The sequence below is a fragment of the Providencia sp. PROV236 genome (assembly GCF_033676985.1).
Taxonomy (GTDB): Bacteria; Pseudomonadota; Gammaproteobacteria; order Enterobacterales; family Enterobacteriaceae; genus Providencia; species Providencia manganoxydans.
This window is the reverse complement of record NZ_CP096297.1, coordinates 3589441-3608143: the sequence shown is the minus strand read 5'-3', so window position 1 is coordinate 3608143 and position 18703 is coordinate 3589441. Positions and strand designations below refer to the sequence as shown.

Sequence of the window (18703 nt, the reverse complement as noted above, 5' to 3'; positions counted from 1 at the left end):
GGGTTTGTAAAGTGCCGTATAAAATTGAAACACACAAGATTACCAATTGGTTGTTTTGTTTGAACAATCGTTTGTTCCCGCTTGCTCCAAAACACAACCAAATTTAAGTAATAATGAAATTAGCCACACGAAATTTATTACAGGGTGCTGATTATAGACTATACAACAGGAAAAGTCAGCCTTTTGGCATCATAAATTATACGATCAGCTGAATTTAATGGTAGACTTTGGCTTATGCAACAAACAAGGGTAGTGCAATGCGCGTTTTAGGTATCGAAACATCTTGCGATGAAACCGGGATCGCAATTTATGATGATAAGGCCGGTCTATTAGCCAATCAACTCTATAGCCAAATAAAAGTTCATGCAGATTACGGCGGTGTCGTACCTGAATTAGCTTCTCGCGACCATATTCGTAAAACAGTGCCCTTGATTCAAGCGGCGCTCAAAGAAGCGAATTTAACCAGTGCAGATATCGATGCGGTTGCGTATACCGCCGGACCGGGGCTGGTTGGCGCATTAATGGTTGGTGCGACTGTTGGGCGCTCATTAGCTTTTGCATGGGGAGTGCCAGCGGTTGCTGTCCATCACATGGAAGGGCATTTATTAGCACCGATGCTTGAGGAGAAAAGTCCTGAATTTCCGTTTGTTGCTTTATTAGTCTCAGGCGGCCATACCCAGATGATCAGCGTCACAGGGATCGGTGAATATCAATTGCTTGGTGAGTCTATTGATGATGCAGCGGGTGAAGCTTTCGATAAAACTGCTAAATTATTAGGGCTAGACTACCCAGGGGGGCCTGTCTTATCTCGCATGGCGCAACAGGGTACCGCAGGGCGTTTTGTTTTTCCTCGCCCAATGACGGATCGTCCGGGGCTGGATTTCAGCTTTTCAGGTTTAAAAACCTTTGCTGCGAATACGATCCGTGAAAATGCCGATGATGATCAAACTCGTGCTGATATTGCACGTGCATTTGAAGATGCGGTTGTCGATACTTTGGCTATCAAATGCAAACGAGCCTTAGAGCAAACTGGTTTTAAACGTTTGGTAATGGCTGGCGGGGTGAGCGCTAATCGTACTCTGCGAGCTAAAATGGAAGACGTTTTAAAACAGCGTCGTGGTGAAGTGTTCTATGCACGCCCTGAGTTTTGTACCGATAATGGTGCAATGATCGCTTTGGCGGGGTTGATCCGTTTAAAAGGTGGCTCAACAACAGGGTTAGGCGTTACGGTACGCCCTCGTTGGCCGCTAGCTGAATTACCGCCATTAGTGGAAACTGTATAATTCGTTTTTTGTTAAATCAGTGGTTTTGTGACATGCCACGAAACCACTGATATTTTCTATTGCTTAGTGCAAGATAGTAATTGCATCATCAAGTTGCACAGAGTGCTTTTTCACGATTTCAGATGCGTTAGCACTTTGCTCTACTAATATTGTATTCTTTTGTGCGATGGACTCGAGTTCGAAAACGGCTTGGGTGATTTCAGCTAACCCCGCAGCTTGTTCAGATGTCGCATGGCTAATGTGATTAATCAATTGAGTCACATTCTGTACCTGTTCCACCACCTTTTGTAAGGTATCTCCTGTAGAATGTACGTGTAGCTTACCTGAATGAACTTTGCTCTCACAATCATCAATTAGATCTCTAATATCATTAACGGCGCTAGCACTGCGGCTGGCGAGACTACGTACCTCATCAGCGACGACCGCGAACCCTTTTCCTTGTTCGCCTGCTCGGGCGGCTTCAACGGCAGCATTAAGTGCTAATATATTGGTTTGAAAAGCAATATTTTTTATTACATCAGTAATTGCATTAATTTTGTTGGTGCTAAGAACGATTTCATCCATGGTGTGTACCACATTTTCCATTGCTTCAGCGGCATGTAGGGCTGTACCGCTGGTTTCACTGGACAGTTTATCTGCACGAAGGGTGTTTTCGGCGTTCATTTGCACCGAAACAGACATTTGGTTCATGGTGGCAACGGTTTGTTGGACATAACCAACCGTTTTTTGAGTATGTTGCTCTAATTCATCACAATCTTGCACTAGCAACTCGCTTTCTTTGTGGACATTACCGATTTGGCAAGACACATCGTTAGTGAGCCAACGACAAACTAATCCTAGCTGTCCGATAGAACGTAACATCAAGCCAACTTCATCGACACGGTTAAGATGTGAAATGCTATGGCACTGCCCTCTGGCAACATCCAGTGCTTGTTTAGCGACGCCTTCAAGCGGTTTAGCAATGATCCGTTCGAATAAGAAGTCACCGAAAGATAGGGTGATAAAGGCCGTTAGCGCTGAGCGCAGAAGTGTCATTCCTTGCAGGCCGGATAAAATTGCCATCCCTATCCAACCCATAAATAGCAGGATCACCAATAAGCGAATTCGCCAACGAATAGAGAGCGTGGGGTATTGGCCAAACCAATGTTTTGGTATGACTAAGCCCTTGTGTAACTTATAATGACTGCGATTTTCATTCAGTGATTGGTAAAGAGGCTCTGCGGCAGCAATTTCTTGGCGGGTGGCTTTAGTACGAATTGACATATAGCCTGTAATGACGCCTTGTCGCATCATCGGGCAAATGTTGGCTCTAACCCAGTAGTGATCGCCATTTTTACGCCGATTTTTGACGATCCCCGTCCATGGCTGGCCGTTTTTGAGGGTACTCCACATATCAGCAAAGGCGGCTTTTGGCATATCAGGGTGACGAATAATTTTATGTGGCTGATAAAGCAATTCTTCGAGTGAATAACCACTGACTTGGATAAAGGCGTCGTTAGCGTGAGTGATGTTGCCATCTAAATCACTGGTGGTCATTAAAGTTGTATCATTGTTTAATTGATATTCGTTTTGTGTGGTAAACGGAACTTGGTTCATGTGTACACCATTATTATCGTTGAGTTTCTCAATGGTATACTTCGACTTATTTTAAATTTTCATTAGCTATTATTTTGAATTATTTGATGATTATCTAATTTTTACGTAATAACGCGTAGTAATAGCGCAAAATTTAATTAAAAAAGAGAACAATTATGTAAGGGAAGTAAAAAGGCTGCTTTTGAAGTGACTTGAGAACGTTAGGAGCTTCAATCACAGCCTGTGAATTTTAATCGTTTTGTTCCTGATCTTTTGCTTCTTGTGCAATTTCTTTCGCGGTTTTCTTCTTCTTATTTTTCAGTTTTTGCCAAATACGGCTTTCTTGGCCGCGCCATAGACGTTGAATATTACCATGGTGGCGAACCAGTATCAGACAGGAGAGCATCGCGACAGGGAAGGTGAATTCAGGCTTAAACCACCAAACATAGAACGGCGCTAAGAGAGCACCCACAATTGCGCCTAACGATGAATAACCACTAAGTAGGACAGTGAGTAGCCATGTTCCTGCAATTAGCCCCGAAAGATCCCAACCAATGGCTGCAATTGAACCGAATGCGGTAGCAACGCCTTTTCCGCCTTTAAAGCGAAAGAAAATTGGGTAAATATGGCCAAGACAGGCTGCAATCGCAACAAAGCCAAGATAGAATGGCGGGACTTTTAAGTAATAGGCTAGCCAAACAGGGATCATCCCTTTTAGGACATCGCAAATCAGTACTGAGGCTGCGGCTAATTTACCGCCAACGCGCAATACATTTGTTGCTCCGGGGTTGCCTGAGCCGTGTTGACGGGGGTCGGGTAATCTTGCCAGCCGGCAGATCAGTATGGCACTTGAAACTGAGCCACAAAGGTAGGCAAAGATTATCATGCCAAGCGCGGTTGCACTCATAGCTAACTCCAAAACAGTTAGGGTATTTATTTCACTTCTTGGATAATACGCATATTTTCCAAAAAGTGGTATCAATTCAGCACACAAACGAGAAAATGACGTGATGGATATCGTATTTATTGAACAATTATCAGTCATCACCACCATAGGTGCATATGACTGGGAACAACAAATTGAGCAGAAATTGGTGTTCGATATCGAAATGGGTTGGGATAACAAACGAGCATCAAAGAGCGATAATGTCATCGATTGTCTCGATTACGCGCAAATTAGCCAAGCCATCGTTAGCCATGTTAGCAACAATAAGTTTGCTTTAGTAGAACGTGTCGCTGAGGAAGTGGCTCAAATTATATTAAATGATTTTAATTGCCCGTGGGTACGGATCAAATTGTCAAAGCCGGGGGCAGTAGCACAGGCGATAAGCGTTGGAGTGGTTATCGAAAGAGGTTGTAAAACAGAATAAGAACAATGGCGGTATCACGATAACACCGCCATTTATATTCACTCGTTATGTTCCACGTTGTGGCGTATTGCGTTGAACTATGGTCGCTAGTCTTGCGGTGAGCTAATACTTCTAACCATTCGTTAGCGGTACTTCGCATGAGTTAAAGTATCGATAATAGCGTTTGCAGCTGACGCCACTGTTCAATCTTTTCAATACGTTGGTATGTGAGTTGTTCACGGATTTGTGGTCCTTGAAAACCTTGCTCTATGATTGGTTTGACACTAACGGCTTGAGCCTCTTTGAATGCTTCACGTAAAAATTCACCTTGTGGATACGGTTGCTGTTCAAGTCCCGTTCGTCCACGTGCATCAGCCTCGCTGATGACGCTAAGTTGTTCAATGCGCTCAGGTTTACGCCAACTATCAAGTCCATCAAATAGCTGAATGATTTCTGTCGCACTTAAGCGGTTGATGACATGGATCTGGTCATGAAAACGTGCGGCTAGGCGTGCCAGTTCGCGTGTGCTATTGGGGATTCTGAATCGATCACACAGATTTTCAATTAAACCGATGCCCATTTCACCATGATTTGGATGACTCGGCCAAACTTCCTTGGGTGTTAGTGCTTTACCAACATCATGGCACAGTACGGCAAAACGAATATCAACATCTGTTGATAATTGCGCCGCCATTTGTAGTGCCATCATTGTATGAACCCCTGTATCTATTTCAGGGTGCCATTTTTCTGGGGCGGGTACACCAAATAAATTGTTTATTTCAGGAAATAGTAGTGCAAGTGCACCACATTGGCGTAAAACCTCGAAATAAACGTGTGGGCTGGTGGATTGTAAGGCTTTTTCCGTTTCGGCCCACACACGCTCCGCGGTAAGGTGATTTAACTCGCCTGATGCTGTCATTGATTGCATCAGCGATAGCGTCTCAGGCGCAATTTGGAACCCTTGTGCAGCAAAACGCGCAGCAAAGCGAGCTACTCGTAAAATCCGCAACGGATCTTCGGCAAATGCATCAGAAACATGGCGTAAAATGCGTGCGTTTAAATCATCCACACCATGATAGGGATCGGTGAGTTGCCCTTGTTGATCTTTCGCAATCGCATTAATGGTCAGATCACGACGTAATAGATCATCTTCTATGGTAACGTCAGGCGCAGCGTAGCAGCTAAACCCTGTATAACCCGAGCCAGTTTTACGTTCGGTTCTGGCTAATGCATATTCTTCATGGGTTTTTGGGTGTAGAAATACAGGGAAATCTTTCCCTACTTGCTGGTAGCCTTGTGCCAGCATCGCTTCAGGCGTAGAGCCGACAACGACATAATCGCGATCAGAAACAGGCAGGCCAAGCAGTTCGTCACGTACCGCTCCACCTACCAGATATATTTTCATCATTAATACTTAGCTCATCCAACGGTCATTACGTTTTTTGCGACGAGGAATGATATGCGGCAGGATCAAACCAAAGATCAAACCTGCACCAGCGACTCCACCACCATACATAAACCATTGTAGAATGAGCTCACGACGGCGATCGTCTAAGTTAACTTCCGCGATTTCCAGTTTTTTACCTGATTTAATTAATTCGTTTTTCAGCTTTTCATTTTCAGCTTTTAACTGTTTAACTACGTTGTCATTATCTGCGACACGTTGCTGCATATCTGCTGTACGCGTGTTCCACGTATTATCGATATTTTCCAGTTGCTGACGCAGCTTTTGGTTTTCGGCTTCTAGTTGAGGGATCCGCGTTTTCATACTCGGGATGTTGCTGAGTTGTTCGGTAGGTAGCCAAACGGTACGACCTCGCTCATCTTTTACTTGAGCAAAATTACCATCCGTTGAGAGTAGCTCTACACTTTCTCCTGCATTGAGTGTGCCAACAATGCGATATTTTGTTCCTGGACCACTATGCACATAAGTTGATAATTCATCAGAAACATAACGTTTCTCGGCGGCAGCAGTGCCAATTGACAGGCTGAGTCCTATGATGGAAATGAGGAATAATGGTATTTTTCGCATGGTATTATTTTCTATTCTTTATATGGTGAATGAATGCAGCATACATATGTAGACTTACTCTAAAGAGTTCAGTGTGCGTGTGCAAATGTAAAACGAAAATGGGAACTCTCCTAAGAGGGGCTGTTCCTTGCATTTCTTGACATATACTCGTACTCGTTATATTTCAAGTGGCAGTACAGTTGAACGGCTTCACTCACTGCTATCACATTTCGCGTTATTAACAGTATAAACGTCTGAAATTAATCGAGCGAATAGAATTTTTGCTTTCAGTATAGTTTGTTTTCTCAGTCTACCCTGATAGGGGAAAATTGGGGTAATATGAGTGCAGAGAAATTATTAAATAAAGGAAATGTATGAGCCACCTTGAAGTCGAGCTTAAATTATCTGCTCAAACGACTGCGATAGAGGCAGTGCGCCAATCATTATCGACTCTTTCCCATCAGCATACCGAAGCTAAAAAACTGACTAACATCTATTTTGATACCGAAGAGCGTCAATTACGTCAGTGGGATATGGGGTTACGTATTCGTGGCTGTGATGGCCATTATGAAATGACGATAAAAACAGCGGGGCAAGTGATTGGTGGGTTGCATCAACGCCCTGAATATAATGTGGAAATTGCAACGCCAGAGCTCGATTTGGCAGCATTTCCAGTTGATATTTGGCCTGAAGGTACGGATGTACAGCAATTACAGTCGCAATTGCAAATTCTGTTTAGCACTAATTTTATGCGCGAAACATGGTTAGCCACTTTTGAAGACAGCGAAATCGAGATAGTTTTCGATCAGGGCGAAATTTCCGCGGGATCGCGTGATTTACCGATTCAAGAATTTGAGTTGGAGCTGAAAAAAGGTTTTGTGGCGGATGTATTGAATTTAGCCAAAAAACTTGCCGATATTGATGGATTACGCCTTTCATCATTGAGTAAGGCGGCCCGTGGTTATTCATTGATGCAGTCGGATAAAACGTCAGTACAGCAGCCTGATGATATTTTTGATTATGAGCAACAACCTATCGATCAAGCCTTGGTGCATATGCAGAAATTGAGCCAGCAGCATGAAGCGTATTGGTTAGCGGATGGTGAAGGTGCACGCGAAGGGTTTGATGTCTTTTTGCGTTTTGTGCAGGCATTTTTAGTGCATTATCAAAACTCTGCACCACAATTTATTCAAGATATTCCATTAGAGCAGCTTCGTCATGATCTCGCAGATGAAACACGCACCGCGGAAACTTTTTGTTATAGCAGTTGTTGGTTGAAATGTAAGCTAGCTTTTACACAGTGGCTAATTGCTTTGAAATATACTGATATTCATTAAGGTGTCGATATGCATCCTTTCTCGGAACTGCTTGAAAACCAAAAACAACGTGTTATCGCGCGATTTTCTGATCAGCAAAGTGAATTACTACCTTTGTTTGATACAGAACTCGCTGTGCTCAGCTCAAGTGATTTTGTGCTTAAACAGGTTTTAGCTTACCCCCATTTTTTGCAGCGGATCCGTGAACAGCAGCCTCAACCGACTGAATATCAGCATTATAATCAATGGCTAGTAACAGAACTGGCTCAGATTATGGATGAAGACCATTTGATGCGTGTGTTGCGTATTTTTCGCCATCAGATGTTAGTCAGAATTGCTTGGATGCAAACCTTAACTATCAGTAATGAAAAAGAGACTCTTTTGCAATTAAGTGCTCTTGCGGAGGCACTCATTGTTGCGGCAAGAGATTGGTTATATCGCCAATATAGTCAATCATGGGGAACACCATGCGATAACGAAGGTCGTCCTCAACCTCTGCTTGTGCTCGGTATGGGTAAGCTTGGCGGTAGAGAGCTGAATTTTTCTTCTGATATCGACCTCATTTTTGCCTATCCAGAAAATGGGTTGACTCGGGGTGGGCGAAAAGAGCTTGATAATGCACAGTTTTTTACGCGTTTGGGGCAAAAATTGATCCGAGTACTGGATCAACTCACCGTCGATGGTTTTGTCTACCGTGTTGACATGCGGTTGCGTCCCTTTGGGGATAGTGGTCCTTTGGTATTTAGTTTTTCTGCGTTAGAGGATTATTACCAAGAGCAAGGTAGAGATTGGGAACGTTATGCGATGGTTAAAGCACGTATTATGGGACCCGATAGCTTACACTATGCAGAAACATTACGGCAGTTATTGCGTCCTTTTGTATATCGTCGCTATATCGACTTCAGCGTAATTCAATCATTACGTAATATGAAAAACATGATTGAACGCGAAGTTAGGCGCCGTGGTTTGGTGAATAACATTAAACTTGGGGCTGGTGGTATTCGTGAAATTGAATTTATTACGCAAGTTTTCCAGTTGATCCGCGGGGGAAGAGAGCCTGCATTGCAATCACAGTCCTTACTACAGGCTATGCAAGGGATCATTGAGCTGGGGTTATTACCTGAATCGCAAGTTGAACAACTACAGAGCACTTACCTGTTTTTACGTCGTGTTGAAAATCTACTGCAAAGTATTGATGATCAACAAACGCAGACCCTTCCTGATGAGCCATTAGACCAAGCCCGATTAGCTTGGGGCATGGGGTTCACACATTGGCAGCCGTTTTATCAAGTTTTAAAACAAAACATGTCTGAGGTCCATCAAATTTTTACCGAGCAAATCGGTCAAGATGATGATGAAGAAACGAAAGATAGCTTTGATGAAATCTACATCACCTTATGGCAAGGTGAATTAGCAAAAGAAGAACTCGCATCCTATCTTCCCTCTCAGGATGAAGAGATCGCTCAGAAAATGATCCATGGCGTGTTAATGTTCCGCCATGATCTGAATAAGCGTACGATTGGGCCGCGTGGGCGTGATGTTCTTGATGACTTAATGCCAAAATTGTTGGCAAAAGTCGGCGAACGAGCCGATGCAGGGCAAGTGATTGAACGCTTAACGCCACTATTATTAAGTATTGTCAGCCGCACCACTTATTTAGAATTGATGCTTGAATTTGATGAAGTATTAACTCACGTCATTCGTTTGTGTGCGGCATCACCAATGATTGCAGAGCAGCTGGCTCGCCATCCACTGTTGCTGGATGAGTTATTAGATCCCAAATCGCTGTATCAACCTTTACCTTTAACCGCTTATCGAGATGAATTACGTCAATATTTAATGCGTGTGCCAGATGATGATGAAGAACAACAACTCGAAGCATTAAGACAGTTTAAGCAAGCTCAGTTGCTACGTATTGCGGCAGAAGATATCACAGGTGTGTTGCCTGTTATGAAAGTCAGCGATCACCTAACTTACCTTGCTGAAGCCATTATTGATGCGGTTGTTCATCAAGCATGGCAAAAAATGGTTAAGCGTTATGGAGAGCCCGCACATCTGGCTCAATCAGGTGAAAAGCAATACGGATTTGCGGTATTGGGTTATGGCAAACTCGGCGGTTGGGAACTTGGTTACAGCTCCGATTTAGATTTAGTATTTCTGTTTGATTGTCCGATTGGTGTGGTGACCAATGGTGAACGTTCGATCGATGCAAGGCAATTTTATTTACGCGTTGCTCAGCGCATTATTCACCTGTTTAGCACCCGTACGGCTTCTGGGGTTCTGTATGAAGTGGATGCACGCTTAAGGCCATCCGGTGAGTCAGGGATGCTAGTCAGCACCATTGAAGCGTTCGATGATTATCAAAAAAACGACGCTTGGACATGGGAACATCAGGCTCTGATCCGCGCACGTATGGTGTTTGGCGATGCAAAATTACAACACGAATTTAAACGTATACGTCATGAAACCTTATGTACACCACAAGATGCAGAAACGCTTCGTCAGCAAGTTCGCGATATGCGTCTCAAAATGCATCAGCACTTAGGCAGTCATCAAGCAACGCAGTTCGACTTAAAAGCTGACCCCGGTGGCATTACCGATATTGAGTTTATCGCTCAATACCTCGTGCTACGCTATGCACCTGATAATCCCTCATTAACCCGTTGGTCAGATAATGTCCGTATTTTTGAGTTAATGGCTCAACATGATTTGATGTCTGAAGAGGAAGCGAATGCGTTAACTCAGGCTTATGTTTCTATGCGCGATGAGCTACATCACCTTGCCTTACAGTCATTGCCTAGTCGCGTTGATATCAGCCAGTTCACGGCTGAACGCGAACAAGTGCTAACAAGTTGGACAAAATGGTTAGGTGTAGCCTAAGAGGATCATTAACGTGTGTTATTTCTTTATGATAGTATCGCGTTAATTATTGACAGTTTCTTTTGGAAAATTGGAGTTTTGGGATGAAAGTAACACTCCCTGATTATAAGCAAGCAGGCGTACTGGTTGTGGGCGATGTCATGCTCGATCGTTATTGGCATGGTCCTGCAAGTCGTATTTCACCTGAAGCCCCTGTTCCGGTGGTCAAAGTCAGCATGGTTGAGGAGCGGCCAGGTGGCGCAGCAAACGTTGCTATGAATATTGCTTCGTTAGGCGCGAATTCACGTCTTGTTGGTTTAACAGGGATTGATGATGCTGCTAAAGCGCTCACAGAAAGCTTAAATGCGGTTAAGGTTCGGTGTGATTTTGTGGCTATCCCAACACATCCCACGATCACTAAATTGCGAGTCCTATCGCGTAACCAACAACTGATCCGCCTCGATTTTGAAGAAGGCTTCGAAAACGTTGATGTGCAACCGATGTTAGAGCGCATTGAGCAAGCATTGCCACATATTGGCGCATTAGTGCTTTCTGACTACGCCAAAGGGGCACTCTCGCAAGTACAAAAAATGATTGAATTGGCAAATAAAGCAGGCGTGCCTGTGCTGATCGATCCAAAAGGGAACGATTTCGAGCGTTACCGTGGTGCGACGTTGTTAACGCCAAATATGTCTGAGTTTGAGGCGATTGTTGGTCGTTGCCATAATAACCAAGATGTTGAAGAAAAAGGGATAAAATTATTAGAATCTCTTGATTTAACCGCGTTACTGATCACTCGTTCAGAACAAGGTATGAGCCTGATCCGCCGTAATGCACCGACACTGCATTTACCAACAGAAGCCCAAGAGGTTTATGATGTAACAGGGGCGGGGGATACCGTGATCGGTGTTTTAGCCGCATCGATTGCATCAGGTCGCCCACTACATGAAGCATGCGCACTTGCTAACGCTGCGGCAGGTGTAGTTGTTGGTAAATTGGGTACCTCTACCGTTTCGCCAATCGAATTAGAAAATGCGATCCGTGGGCGTGCTGATAACGGCTTTGGCGTGATGGATGAACAGCAGCTCAAAGAAGCTGTAGCGAATGCAAGGCTGCGTGGTGAGCGAGTCGTAATGACTAATGGCTGCTTTGATATTCTGCATGCAGGCCATGTTTCTTACCTTGCCAATGCACGTAAGCTTGGTGATAGATTAATTGTTGCTGTTAATAGTGACGCATCAACTCGTCGATTGAAGGGGGAAACACGTCCAGTTAACCCGCTAGAGCAACGCATGATCGTACTCGGTGCATTAGAATCGGTTGATTGGGTGGTCCCCTTTGAAGAAGATACTCCTCAACGCTTGATCAGCGAAGTACTCCCTGATGTTTTAGTGAAAGGTGGCGACTACCGACCAGAAGAGATCGCGGGCAGTGAGGAAGTTTGGGCTGCGGGCGGTGAGGTCAAAGTGCTTAATTTTGAAGATGGCATCTCAACGACCAATATCATCAAAAATATTATCAAAACCAAAGAATAAATAATTTTAAAATTTTTATTTACGGCCTGTAATGATGCAATTGCAGGCCGTAATGAAACAAATATCACTGGTTTTGTTGTTGCTCTTCGACACGATTGTCATCATTAAAACGTTCTTCTAATGCCTTCACACGCTGTTCCATCTGTACTAATTTTTCGCGAGTGCGTAGCAACACTTGAGTTTGGATATCAAACTCTTCTCGGCTGACTAGATCCAGTTTGCCAAGTTGTGATTGCAGTAATGAGCGTAATTTTTTATCGAAGTCCTCACCTAAATCACGAACGCCTTTTGGTAAAGCGCCTTGAATTTGGCGAGCGACTTGTTCAATTTTTTTCGGATCGAGCATTCGCGGGTCCTTAAGATTTTAAAGAGATATTGAGGGCTAGTGTAATACTTGAAGGGGGCTAACTCAACAAGACTCGCGCTGGATCGCTTAATTGACTAAGAAGATTGATAGATATTTGCCAATTTAAATCTAACTATGCGTTTTTTATTAACTTTTTTGACTATAAGTGTGAGTTGAGCATCAATTTTGGCTTTGCTGATTGCACGTTAAAATTATTAGCGCTATATTGAATACGTTTATCTCAGGGCGGGGTGAAAGTCCCCACCGGCGGTAACATGCTATGCATGAAGCCCGCGAGCGCTTTACTTGTCATGAGTAAAGGTCAGCAGATCCAGTGTGACTCTGGAGCCGACGGTTATAGTCCGGATGGGAGAGAATTAACTGTATCAGCATTTTGTGCTTTATAGCACAGTACTGCGTTGCATATCTGAGTCTGCAAAAGGCGCATTCGTGTTTTTTGTTTATTCAGTTCTCGTACTCCTAAGACTGCCCTGATTCTGGTAACTAATAAATTATTACTTAAGAGGTTTTTACCATGAATCAGACGCTACTTTCCGAATTCGGTAATCCAATCGAACGTGTTGAACGCGCCCTTGAAGCATTACGTCAAGGTAAAGGTGTACTCGTACTCGATGATGAAGACCGCGAAAACGAAGGCGACCTTATTTTTGCAGCAGAGACAATGACGCCAGAGCAAATGGCAATGACAATCCGCTATAGCAGCGGCATTGTTTGCTTATGCATCACTGAAGAACGTCGTAAGCAACTCGAATTACCTATGATGGTTGAAAAAAATACTAGCCAAAACCAAACTGCTTTTACGGTGACGATTGAAGCGGCTAAAGGTGTCACTACAGGGGTATCTGCGGCAGATCGTATTACCACTATCCGTGCAGCGATCGCGGATAACGCAGTACCCGCTGATATCCATCACCCTGGACACGTGTTCCCTTTGCGTGGTCGTGAAGGCGGAGTATTAGTACGTCGTGGTCACACAGAAGCAAGTATTGATTTAGCTACCCTTGCAGGTTTTAAACCCGCAGGTGTATTGTGTGAACTGACGAACGATGACGGCACCATGGCGCGTACGCCTGAAGTGGTTGAATTCGCAAGGCAGCATGGCATGACAGTGTTAACCATTGAAGATCTGGTTGCCTACCGTCTACAAACCGAAAAAAAAGCCAGCTAAGTTGAACTTAAACGTTTAGCACTGTATTTAAGAAGCCACAAATTTGCACACTTTGTGGCTTTTTCAATTTATTTGATAGACATGCTCAGAGTTACTCTACTGTGATCTAACACAAAATTGCGTATGCTGAAGGTAGAATTCGTAAGATGGAGCATGAAACATCATGTTAACCGACAAAATGCCCGCTCTGTTCATTGGCCATGGTAGCCCAATGAATGCGCTGTCTGACAATCGCTATACCAAGGCATGGGAAGCTCTCGGACAAAAACTACCAAAGCCGCAAGCAATCTTAATGGTATCAGCACATTGGTATACACGAGGAACTGCTGTTACCGCAATGTCCCAACCTAAAACTATCCATGACTTTGGTGGTTTTCCCGATGCATTATATCAAGTGCAATACCCTGCACCAGGCTCACCTGAGTTAGCTCAACAAGTGGCTGAGTTATTAGCGCCATTAGATATTTATTTAGATAACCGTGAGTGGGGGCTTGATCATGGTACATGGGAAATACTGGTTCGTATGTATCCTCAAGCAGATATCCCAGTAGTTCAGTTAAGTATTGATGGCACAAAACCTGCGGCTTGGCACCTAGAAATGGGGCGTAGATTAGCTATCTTACGGCAGCAGGGCGTGATGATTATGGGCAGTGGTAATGTTGTTCATAACCTACGAGAAATGAACTGGCAAAATGCGGAAGCAGCAGCTTACCCATGGGCTCGTTCATTTGAACAGTTTGTGATAGAGCATTTACGGAGTGGTGAACAGCCGCACCCGTTGACACAAGCCCTTGAAAGAGAAGATGGACAACGTTCAAATCCATCGCCTGAACATTTTTTACCTTTATTGTATGTGCTGGGAAGTTGGGATGGCAGTGAAGTCATATCTACGCCAACAGAAGGGATTGTATCAGGTTCACTGAGTATGTTATCAGTACAAGTAGGTGAATAGATTATAAGAAAAACGGCATGTGAAAACATGCCGTGATATTAATTTAGTCAATAATGACGTGTGGATAGAAACGTGAGAGATCTTGAGTGATTAACTCTTTATCTTCACGAATACAGATCCCAGCAGGTTGATCATTCACTAACCAGCTTCCAACCAAGGTATAATTACCTTCGAATTGAGGTAGTGGATGGAATTGCTGAATGATCATTCCTTCTTCGCCGTACGGCCCATCAGCAGATGCAATCTCTTGACCATTTTCAATCACGCGAATGTTAGCCCCTTCACGAGAGAACAGTGGCTTGATCACATAGCTATCTAGCTCTGGTTTTGAGCCATCAGCAAAGTAAGCTGGCAATAAATTAGGGTGATCAGGAAACATTTCCCATAGCATAGGTAGCAATGCTTTATTGGAAATAATGCTTTTCCACGCTGGTTCTAACCAACGCACACCTGCATCTTCTAATTTGGTAGAGAAAATCTCTCTGAGCATGAATTCCCATGGATACAACTTAAACAGGTTGCTAATAACCTGATCTTGGGTATCGGTGAATTCACCTCTTTCACCTAAGCCGATTTCGTCCATAAACAGAAATTCAGTCGCAACACCCGCTTCATTCGCGCAGTCTTGCAGATACTGAACGGTGCCGCGATCTTCATCGGTATCACGACAGCATGCCATATGCAGTAAACGGAAACCGTGTTGATCTTTAAGCTGCGTAAAGCGTTCAATTAACTGTTCTTGGATACTGTTAAATTGATCGGCATTTTCAGGTAACTTACCTGCTTCTACTTGATCTTCTAGCCAAATCCATTGGAAAAAAGCAGACTCATAAAGAGACGTTGGTGTATCCGCATTATTTTCCAGTAGCTTAGGAGGGTTAACGCCATCATAAGCGAGATCAAGGCGTGAATAGAGTGAAGGTTGGCTGGTTTTCCATGAGTGGCGTACAAAGCCCCAACAATGTTTAGGGATCTGAAAACGTGTCAGTAGCTCATCACTTTCAATAACGCGTTCTACAACTTTTAGACACATTTGATGCAACTGGGCAGTTGCATCTTCAATTTCTTCTATTTGTGCCATTGAGAACTGATAATAAGCATCTTCAGACCAGTACGGCTCGCCGTACATAGTGTGAAAACCGAAGCCAAACTCTGCTGCTTTTTCGCGCCAATCAGGGCGCTCAATAATAGGAACTCGTTTCATTACTTATCAACCACCCATTGAACGGGAAGAAGATTTAGATGAAGAAGACGATTTCTGTGCCATTGCTTGTTTATTCACTGTGTCACCAAAACCACCACGCGTTACTGTTGAGGTCGTTGCTGGCTTAGGCGCCATTGCTGTTTTAGGTACGCTGATTGAACGACCACCAGCAACAGCTGGGCCATAACTTTTACCTGCGGCATCCACAAATTTGCCATTTGCAGGACTGGCTGGGTTTTTAGAGCTAAATAATGGCTGTGATGGTGCGCCACCGCCCATCATACGACCCATCATATAACCCATCATCAGAGGCATCCACATGCTGCCTGAGCTGCTTTGTGCTTGTGCTGTTTGTTCGCCATTGCCTGTATTTGTACCCGCAAAGCTTGCTTGTGCAGGAGCCTGAGTACACATTGACTCACCGAACTCAGCAATACAGTCTGCTTGAGTGGCATACTTAGGCGCAGTTTTTGCAGCTTCTTGTAATGCGTTATTGTAAGCCAAAGTACATTGTTCAGCTTGCGATGGATTCGCTTGGCTACAGTCTTGAGCATTGGTGTAAAGAGAAACGGTTTCATCACTTTCTTCGCAAGCAGAAAGCATAAATACGGCACTAACAGCGATAGCTACAGGTGCTAAGCGGTATGAACGCCAAGACTTACGAAATGCGTCTTGATTGATATCTTTGGTGCGCTTCATGGTCATGGTAATTACCCTGAATTAAGAGTGAGATAAGATGTTAGTTGTTGACCCTAGGATAGGGCAATTACGATGAAAATTAAAGCAAAAACACCAGTGAAAAACGAATAAATAATAAATTTTGTGAATTTTCTACTAAAAGTGATGATGAGTAACTTATTTATTTGATAATAAATGATAATTTCTTTTTTATTTCAAATGGTTGTTGGTTGGTTGTTTTTTATGCATCAACCCGATATCTATAATCGGAATTAGCTGATTTTGCTAAGATAAACATCACTAAGACAAAGCTAATTAAATTTATAGAATAAAATAGTTATTTATAGGCGTCTTTTCTATTTAGTTATCAGTTTAAAGGGATTTAATGATATCAAAAACAGCGGTTTATTTAGATAAACTGACCTAGATATTTAGATATAAATAAGATGATTGGCAAAGAGAGTAAGTTTGCTACGCAAGAGAGCAATAAACATCTATTGCGTAGCAATTATGTATTATGGTCTTGGTGGTGTTTTTACTTTATGTTTTTTTGGCGCTTTCTTCTTTTTTGGTGGTGGAGTCGGTTTTTTATTTTTATGTACTTTAGCGGCGTGAGCCGATGGTTTTACCGCTTGATGATGTGCTGGTGGCGCAGCTTGCGCAGTTGCAGTTAAAGCAGGTAAAACAAGAGCAGTACATAATGCCAGCAGGATCATTTTTTTCATGAGAGTTCCATTTTTATACTCTAAATAATTTGAGGTGCAGCTAGGCGACAAGTGAATGAGTCGCTAAGAGCATAGAAAACTAGATGACTGGCGCAAGTGAGCGACGTCAACAGCGCTGCAATTTGAAGTATAACGAATATAGATCAATTACAGGCGCTAGCTTTATATCACCGGTAAATGAGTAAAGAAAAATGACTTTGCATTCACTGACGCAAACCTCATAATTTATTCTTAATCTTTGCATAACTATTTAATATTAAAGTGATTAATATATTTTGTTTATTAATTTGAATGTAGATAATAATGATATTATTGGTTTAAGATGATTTTACTGAGGAAAGGGTTTTAAATAAAAGAAAGGGGGGCTTATTTATAAGCCCTGACCGGTCCTAAATAAAGTTGACACTTTTCCAATCTAAAATTGGAGAGTGTAATGAAACCAATAGGTAAACGAACTCAACGTGATTATTCTCTTGCCTTTAAACTGGCGGTTGTTGACCAAGTAGAAAAAGGCGAGCTCACCTATAAACAAGCTCAATATCGATATGGCATACAGGGGCGTTCAACTGTTTTGGTTTGGTTACGTAAGCATGGTAGATTAGATTGGTCGGAAGGTACGCCCAATACTCTTTATAAAGGTGCTGCTATGAACCAAACCTCGGAGCAACAAACACCTGAACAACGCATTAAAGCCCTTGAAAAAGAGCTTGAGGAGATGCAGCTCAAAGCTGATTTTTTTGAGGCGGTTGTCAAAGTGATGGATAGGGATTTTGGAGTTCGCCTCTCAAAAAAGCGCAAAGCCGAGTTATTAAGGAAAAAACGGTTGAAAAACTCACCGTAACCAAAGCTTGTCGTTTTATGAAAATCACTCGGCAAGCCTATTACAAACGTCAAGATACGTCTGATAAGCGGAAAAAATTAGATGCAATTATTGTTTGTGCTGTGAAATCTGAGCGAACAGTTCACCCTAGGCTTGGGGTGAGAAAATTACACTTTCTTTTGAAACAAAAACAATTAATTATTGGTCGTGACCGATTATTTTCTTTGTTGAGAGAACATCGCTTATTAGTGCCTAATAAGCGGTCATATCATCGAACAACATTGAGTCATCATCGATTTCATCGACATCCAAATTTAATTAAATCAGGGTTTATCCCTTCACAACCGGAGCAACTGTGGGTTGCTGATATTACGTATTTATCCACACACGAAGGAGATACTTATTTAAGTCTGATCACCGATGCTTATTCGCGAAAAATAGTGGGTTATCATCTTGATGACAATATGAAAACAAAAGCCGTCAAGAAATCATTTGTACAAGCATTAAAAAAACGAAGTTCAACCACGACCTTGATCCATCATTCAGATCGAGGCTTACAATACTGTTCGTCGGAATATCAGGAAATCCATAAAAAACATAATATTCAATGTTCTATGACGGATGGCTATGACTGTTATCAAAATGCATTAGCAGAGCGAGTCAATGGGATATTAAAAATGGAATATTTGTTAATAAAGCCGAGAAATTTAGAACAGGCTAGGAGGTTGGTTGAAGAATCAATACAGATTTATAATGAAAGGCGACCTCATTTATCATTAAACTATAAAACGCCCGATGAGGTTCATCGAGCATTTTATACCTGAAAAGTTGTCAACCTATATCAGGACTAGTCACCCCTCC

The 18703-nt window shown here is 42.9% G+C and carries 16 protein-coding genes and 1 riboswitch; of the genes, 8 read left to right on the top strand and 8 right to left on the bottom strand.

All coding sequences use genetic code 11. The features are described 5' to 3' along the window. The first annotated feature begins 257 nt into the window (after window positions 1–257). Window positions 258–1283, top strand: a complete 1026-nt coding sequence (tsaD, locus tag M1E96_RS16575; protein ID WP_369427212.1) for a tRNA (adenosine(37)-N6)-threonylcarbamoyltransferase complex transferase subunit TsaD — start codon at window positions 258–260, stop codon at window positions 1281–1283. 63 nt (window positions 1284–1346) lie between these two features. Here the strand turns inward: tsaD and M1E96_RS16570 are convergent, their stop codons facing one another. Next, complete coding sequence (locus M1E96_RS16570; protein ID WP_272580685.1) at window positions 1347–2879, bottom strand: PAS domain-containing methyl-accepting chemotaxis protein; 1533 nt, start codon at window positions 2877–2879, stop codon at window positions 1347–1349. A 229-nt stretch (window positions 2880–3108) separates the two neighbouring features. Further along, entirely contained in the window at window positions 3109–3765 is a 657-nt protein-coding gene (plsY, locus tag M1E96_RS16565; RefSeq protein WP_070928866.1) for a glycerol-3-phosphate 1-O-acyltransferase PlsY, read from the bottom strand. 103 nt (window positions 3766–3868) lie between these two features. Between plsY and folB the strand changes: the two genes are divergently transcribed. Next, window positions 3869–4228, top strand: a complete 360-nt coding sequence (gene folB / locus M1E96_RS16560) for a bifunctional dihydroneopterin aldolase/7,8-dihydroneopterin epimerase (RefSeq protein ID WP_070928865.1) — start codon at window positions 3869–3871, stop codon at window positions 4226–4228. A 142-nt stretch (window positions 4229–4370) separates the two neighbouring features. On the opposite strand, the gene M1E96_RS16555 is transcribed toward folB, so the two are convergent. After that, window positions 4371–5612: a multifunctional CCA addition/repair protein gene (locus M1E96_RS16555; RefSeq protein WP_070929014.1), complete on the bottom strand. Its 1242-nt coding sequence runs from the start codon at window positions 5610–5612 to the stop codon at window positions 4371–4373. Window positions 5613–5621: 9 nt separating this feature from the next. After that, window positions 5622–6239, bottom strand: a complete 618-nt coding sequence (locus M1E96_RS16550) for a TIGR04211 family SH3 domain-containing protein (protein ID WP_070928864.1) — start codon at window positions 6237–6239, stop codon at window positions 5622–5624. 353 nt (window positions 6240–6592) lie between these two features. Between M1E96_RS16550 and M1E96_RS16545 the strand changes: the two genes are divergently transcribed. The 3 genes from M1E96_RS16545 to hldE all read left to right on the top strand — a co-directional run bounded on the left by M1E96_RS16545 (window position 6593) and on the right by hldE (window position 11928). Continuing rightward, complete coding sequence (locus M1E96_RS16545; protein WP_272580684.1) at window positions 6593–7555, top strand: inorganic triphosphatase; 963 nt, start codon at window positions 6593–6595, stop codon at window positions 7553–7555. 9 nt (window positions 7556–7564) lie between these two features. Then, the gene (gene glnE, locus M1E96_RS16540; RefSeq protein WP_369427211.1) at window positions 7565–10414 is read left to right on the top strand and encodes a bifunctional [glutamate--ammonia ligase]-adenylyl-L-tyrosine phosphorylase/[glutamate--ammonia-ligase] adenylyltransferase; all 2850 of its coding nucleotides are present in this window, start codon (window positions 7565–7567) and stop codon (window positions 10412–10414) included. A gap of 83 nt (window positions 10415–10497) precedes the next feature. Then, window positions 10498–11928 carry a bifunctional D-glycero-beta-D-manno-heptose-7-phosphate kinase/D-glycero-beta-D-manno-heptose 1-phosphate adenylyltransferase HldE gene (gene hldE, locus M1E96_RS16535; RefSeq protein WP_369427210.1) on the top strand — a complete coding sequence of 477 codons (1431 nt, stop codon included), beginning with the start codon at window positions 10498–10500 and terminating at the stop codon, window positions 11926–11928. A gap of 64 nt (window positions 11929–11992) precedes the next feature. Here hldE and M1E96_RS16530 read toward each other — a convergent pair whose 3' ends face one another. Then, window positions 11993–12274 carry an accessory factor UbiK family protein gene (locus M1E96_RS16530; protein ID WP_272580681.1) on the bottom strand — a complete coding sequence of 94 codons (282 nt, stop codon included), beginning with the start codon at window positions 12272–12274 and terminating at the stop codon, window positions 11993–11995. A 234-nt stretch (window positions 12275–12508) separates the two neighbouring features. Continuing rightward, window positions 12509–12656: riboswitch (FMN riboswitch) on the top strand. A 153-nt stretch (window positions 12657–12809) separates the two neighbouring features. Here M1E96_RS16530 and ribB point away from each other — a divergent pair. Together ribB and ygiD are read left to right on the top strand one after the other, a co-directional pair. After that, complete coding sequence (gene ribB, locus M1E96_RS16525) at window positions 12810–13463, top strand: 3,4-dihydroxy-2-butanone-4-phosphate synthase (RefSeq protein ID WP_140180399.1); 654 nt, start codon at window positions 12810–12812, stop codon at window positions 13461–13463. A 163-nt stretch (window positions 13464–13626) separates the two neighbouring features. Next, window positions 13627–14415 (top strand): 4,5-DOPA dioxygenase extradiol, encoded by a 789-nt coding sequence (ygiD, locus tag M1E96_RS16520; RefSeq protein ID WP_272580680.1) that lies wholly within the window; start codon window positions 13627–13629, stop codon window positions 14413–14415. 43 nt (window positions 14416–14458) lie between these two features. Here the strand turns inward: ygiD and M1E96_RS16515 are convergent, their stop codons facing one another. The 3 genes from M1E96_RS16515 to M1E96_RS16505 form a co-directional block, all read right to left on the bottom strand. After that, window positions 14459–15619: a glutathionylspermidine synthase family protein gene (locus M1E96_RS16515; protein ID WP_070928860.1), complete on the bottom strand. Its 1161-nt coding sequence runs from the start codon at window positions 15617–15619 to the stop codon at window positions 14459–14461. Between the two features lie 6 nt (window positions 15620–15625). Beyond that, a complete protein-coding gene (locus tag M1E96_RS16510; RefSeq protein WP_070928859.1) occupies window positions 15626–16324 on the bottom strand; it encodes a DUF1190 family protein in 699 nt (232 codons plus the stop codon). Window positions 16325–16812: 488 nt separating this feature from the next. Next, entirely contained in the window at window positions 16813–17022 is a 210-nt protein-coding gene (locus M1E96_RS16505; protein WP_070928858.1) for a hypothetical protein, read from the bottom strand. 433 nt (window positions 17023–17455) lie between these two features. On the opposite strand from M1E96_RS16505, the gene M1E96_RS16500 reads away from it, so the two are divergent. Further along, window positions 17456–18666 (top strand): IS3 family transposase gene (locus tag M1E96_RS16500; protein ID WP_319069321.1). Its coding sequence is split into 2 segments (ribosomal slippage): window positions 17456–17804 and window positions 17804–18666, totalling 1212 coding nucleotides; the frame shifts between segments, so codons are not numbered across the junction. Window positions 18667–18703 lie beyond the last annotated feature (37 nt).

Excerpts from the sequence above, each read along its gene's own strand:
- tsaD (WP_369427212.1), top strand. The coding sequence starts at position 258 with ATGCGCGTTTTAGGTATCGAAACATCTTGCGATGAAACCGGGATCGCA.
- M1E96_RS16570 (WP_272580685.1), bottom strand. The coding sequence starts at position 2,879 with ATGAACCAAGTTCCGTTTACCACACAAAACGAATATCAATTAAACAAT.
- plsY (WP_070928866.1), bottom strand. The coding sequence starts at position 3,765 with ATGAGTGCAACCGCGCTTGGCATGATAATCTTTGCCTACCTTTGTGGC.
- folB (WP_070928865.1), top strand. The coding sequence starts at position 3,869 with ATGGATATCGTATTTATTGAACAATTATCAGTCATCACCACCATAGGT.
- M1E96_RS16555 (WP_070929014.1), bottom strand. The coding sequence starts at position 5,612 with ATGAAAATATATCTGGTAGGTGGAGCGGTACGTGACGAACTGCTTGGC.
- M1E96_RS16550 (WP_070928864.1), bottom strand. The coding sequence starts at position 6,239 with ATGCGAAAAATACCATTATTCCTCATTTCCATCATAGGACTCAGCCTG.
- M1E96_RS16545 (WP_272580684.1), top strand. The coding sequence starts at position 6,593 with ATGAGCCACCTTGAAGTCGAGCTTAAATTATCTGCTCAAACGACTGCG.
- glnE (WP_369427211.1), top strand. The coding sequence starts at position 7,565 with ATGCATCCTTTCTCGGAACTGCTTGAAAACCAAAAACAACGTGTTATC.
- hldE (WP_369427210.1), top strand. The coding sequence starts at position 10,498 with ATGAAAGTAACACTCCCTGATTATAAGCAAGCAGGCGTACTGGTTGTG.
- M1E96_RS16530 (WP_272580681.1), bottom strand. The coding sequence starts at position 12,274 with ATGCTCGATCCGAAAAAAATTGAACAAGTCGCTCGCCAAATTCAAGGC.
- ribB (WP_140180399.1), top strand. The coding sequence starts at position 12,810 with ATGAATCAGACGCTACTTTCCGAATTCGGTAATCCAATCGAACGTGTT.
- ygiD (WP_272580680.1), top strand. The coding sequence starts at position 13,627 with ATGTTAACCGACAAAATGCCCGCTCTGTTCATTGGCCATGGTAGCCCA.
- M1E96_RS16515 (WP_070928860.1), bottom strand. The coding sequence starts at position 15,619 with ATGAAACGAGTTCCTATTATTGAGCGCCCTGATTGGCGCGAAAAAGCA.
- M1E96_RS16510 (WP_070928859.1), bottom strand. The coding sequence starts at position 16,324 with ATGACCATGAAGCGCACCAAAGATATCAATCAAGACGCATTTCGTAAG.
- M1E96_RS16505 (WP_070928858.1), bottom strand. The coding sequence starts at position 17,022 with ATGAAAAAAATGATCCTGCTGGCATTATGTACTGCTCTTGTTTTACCT.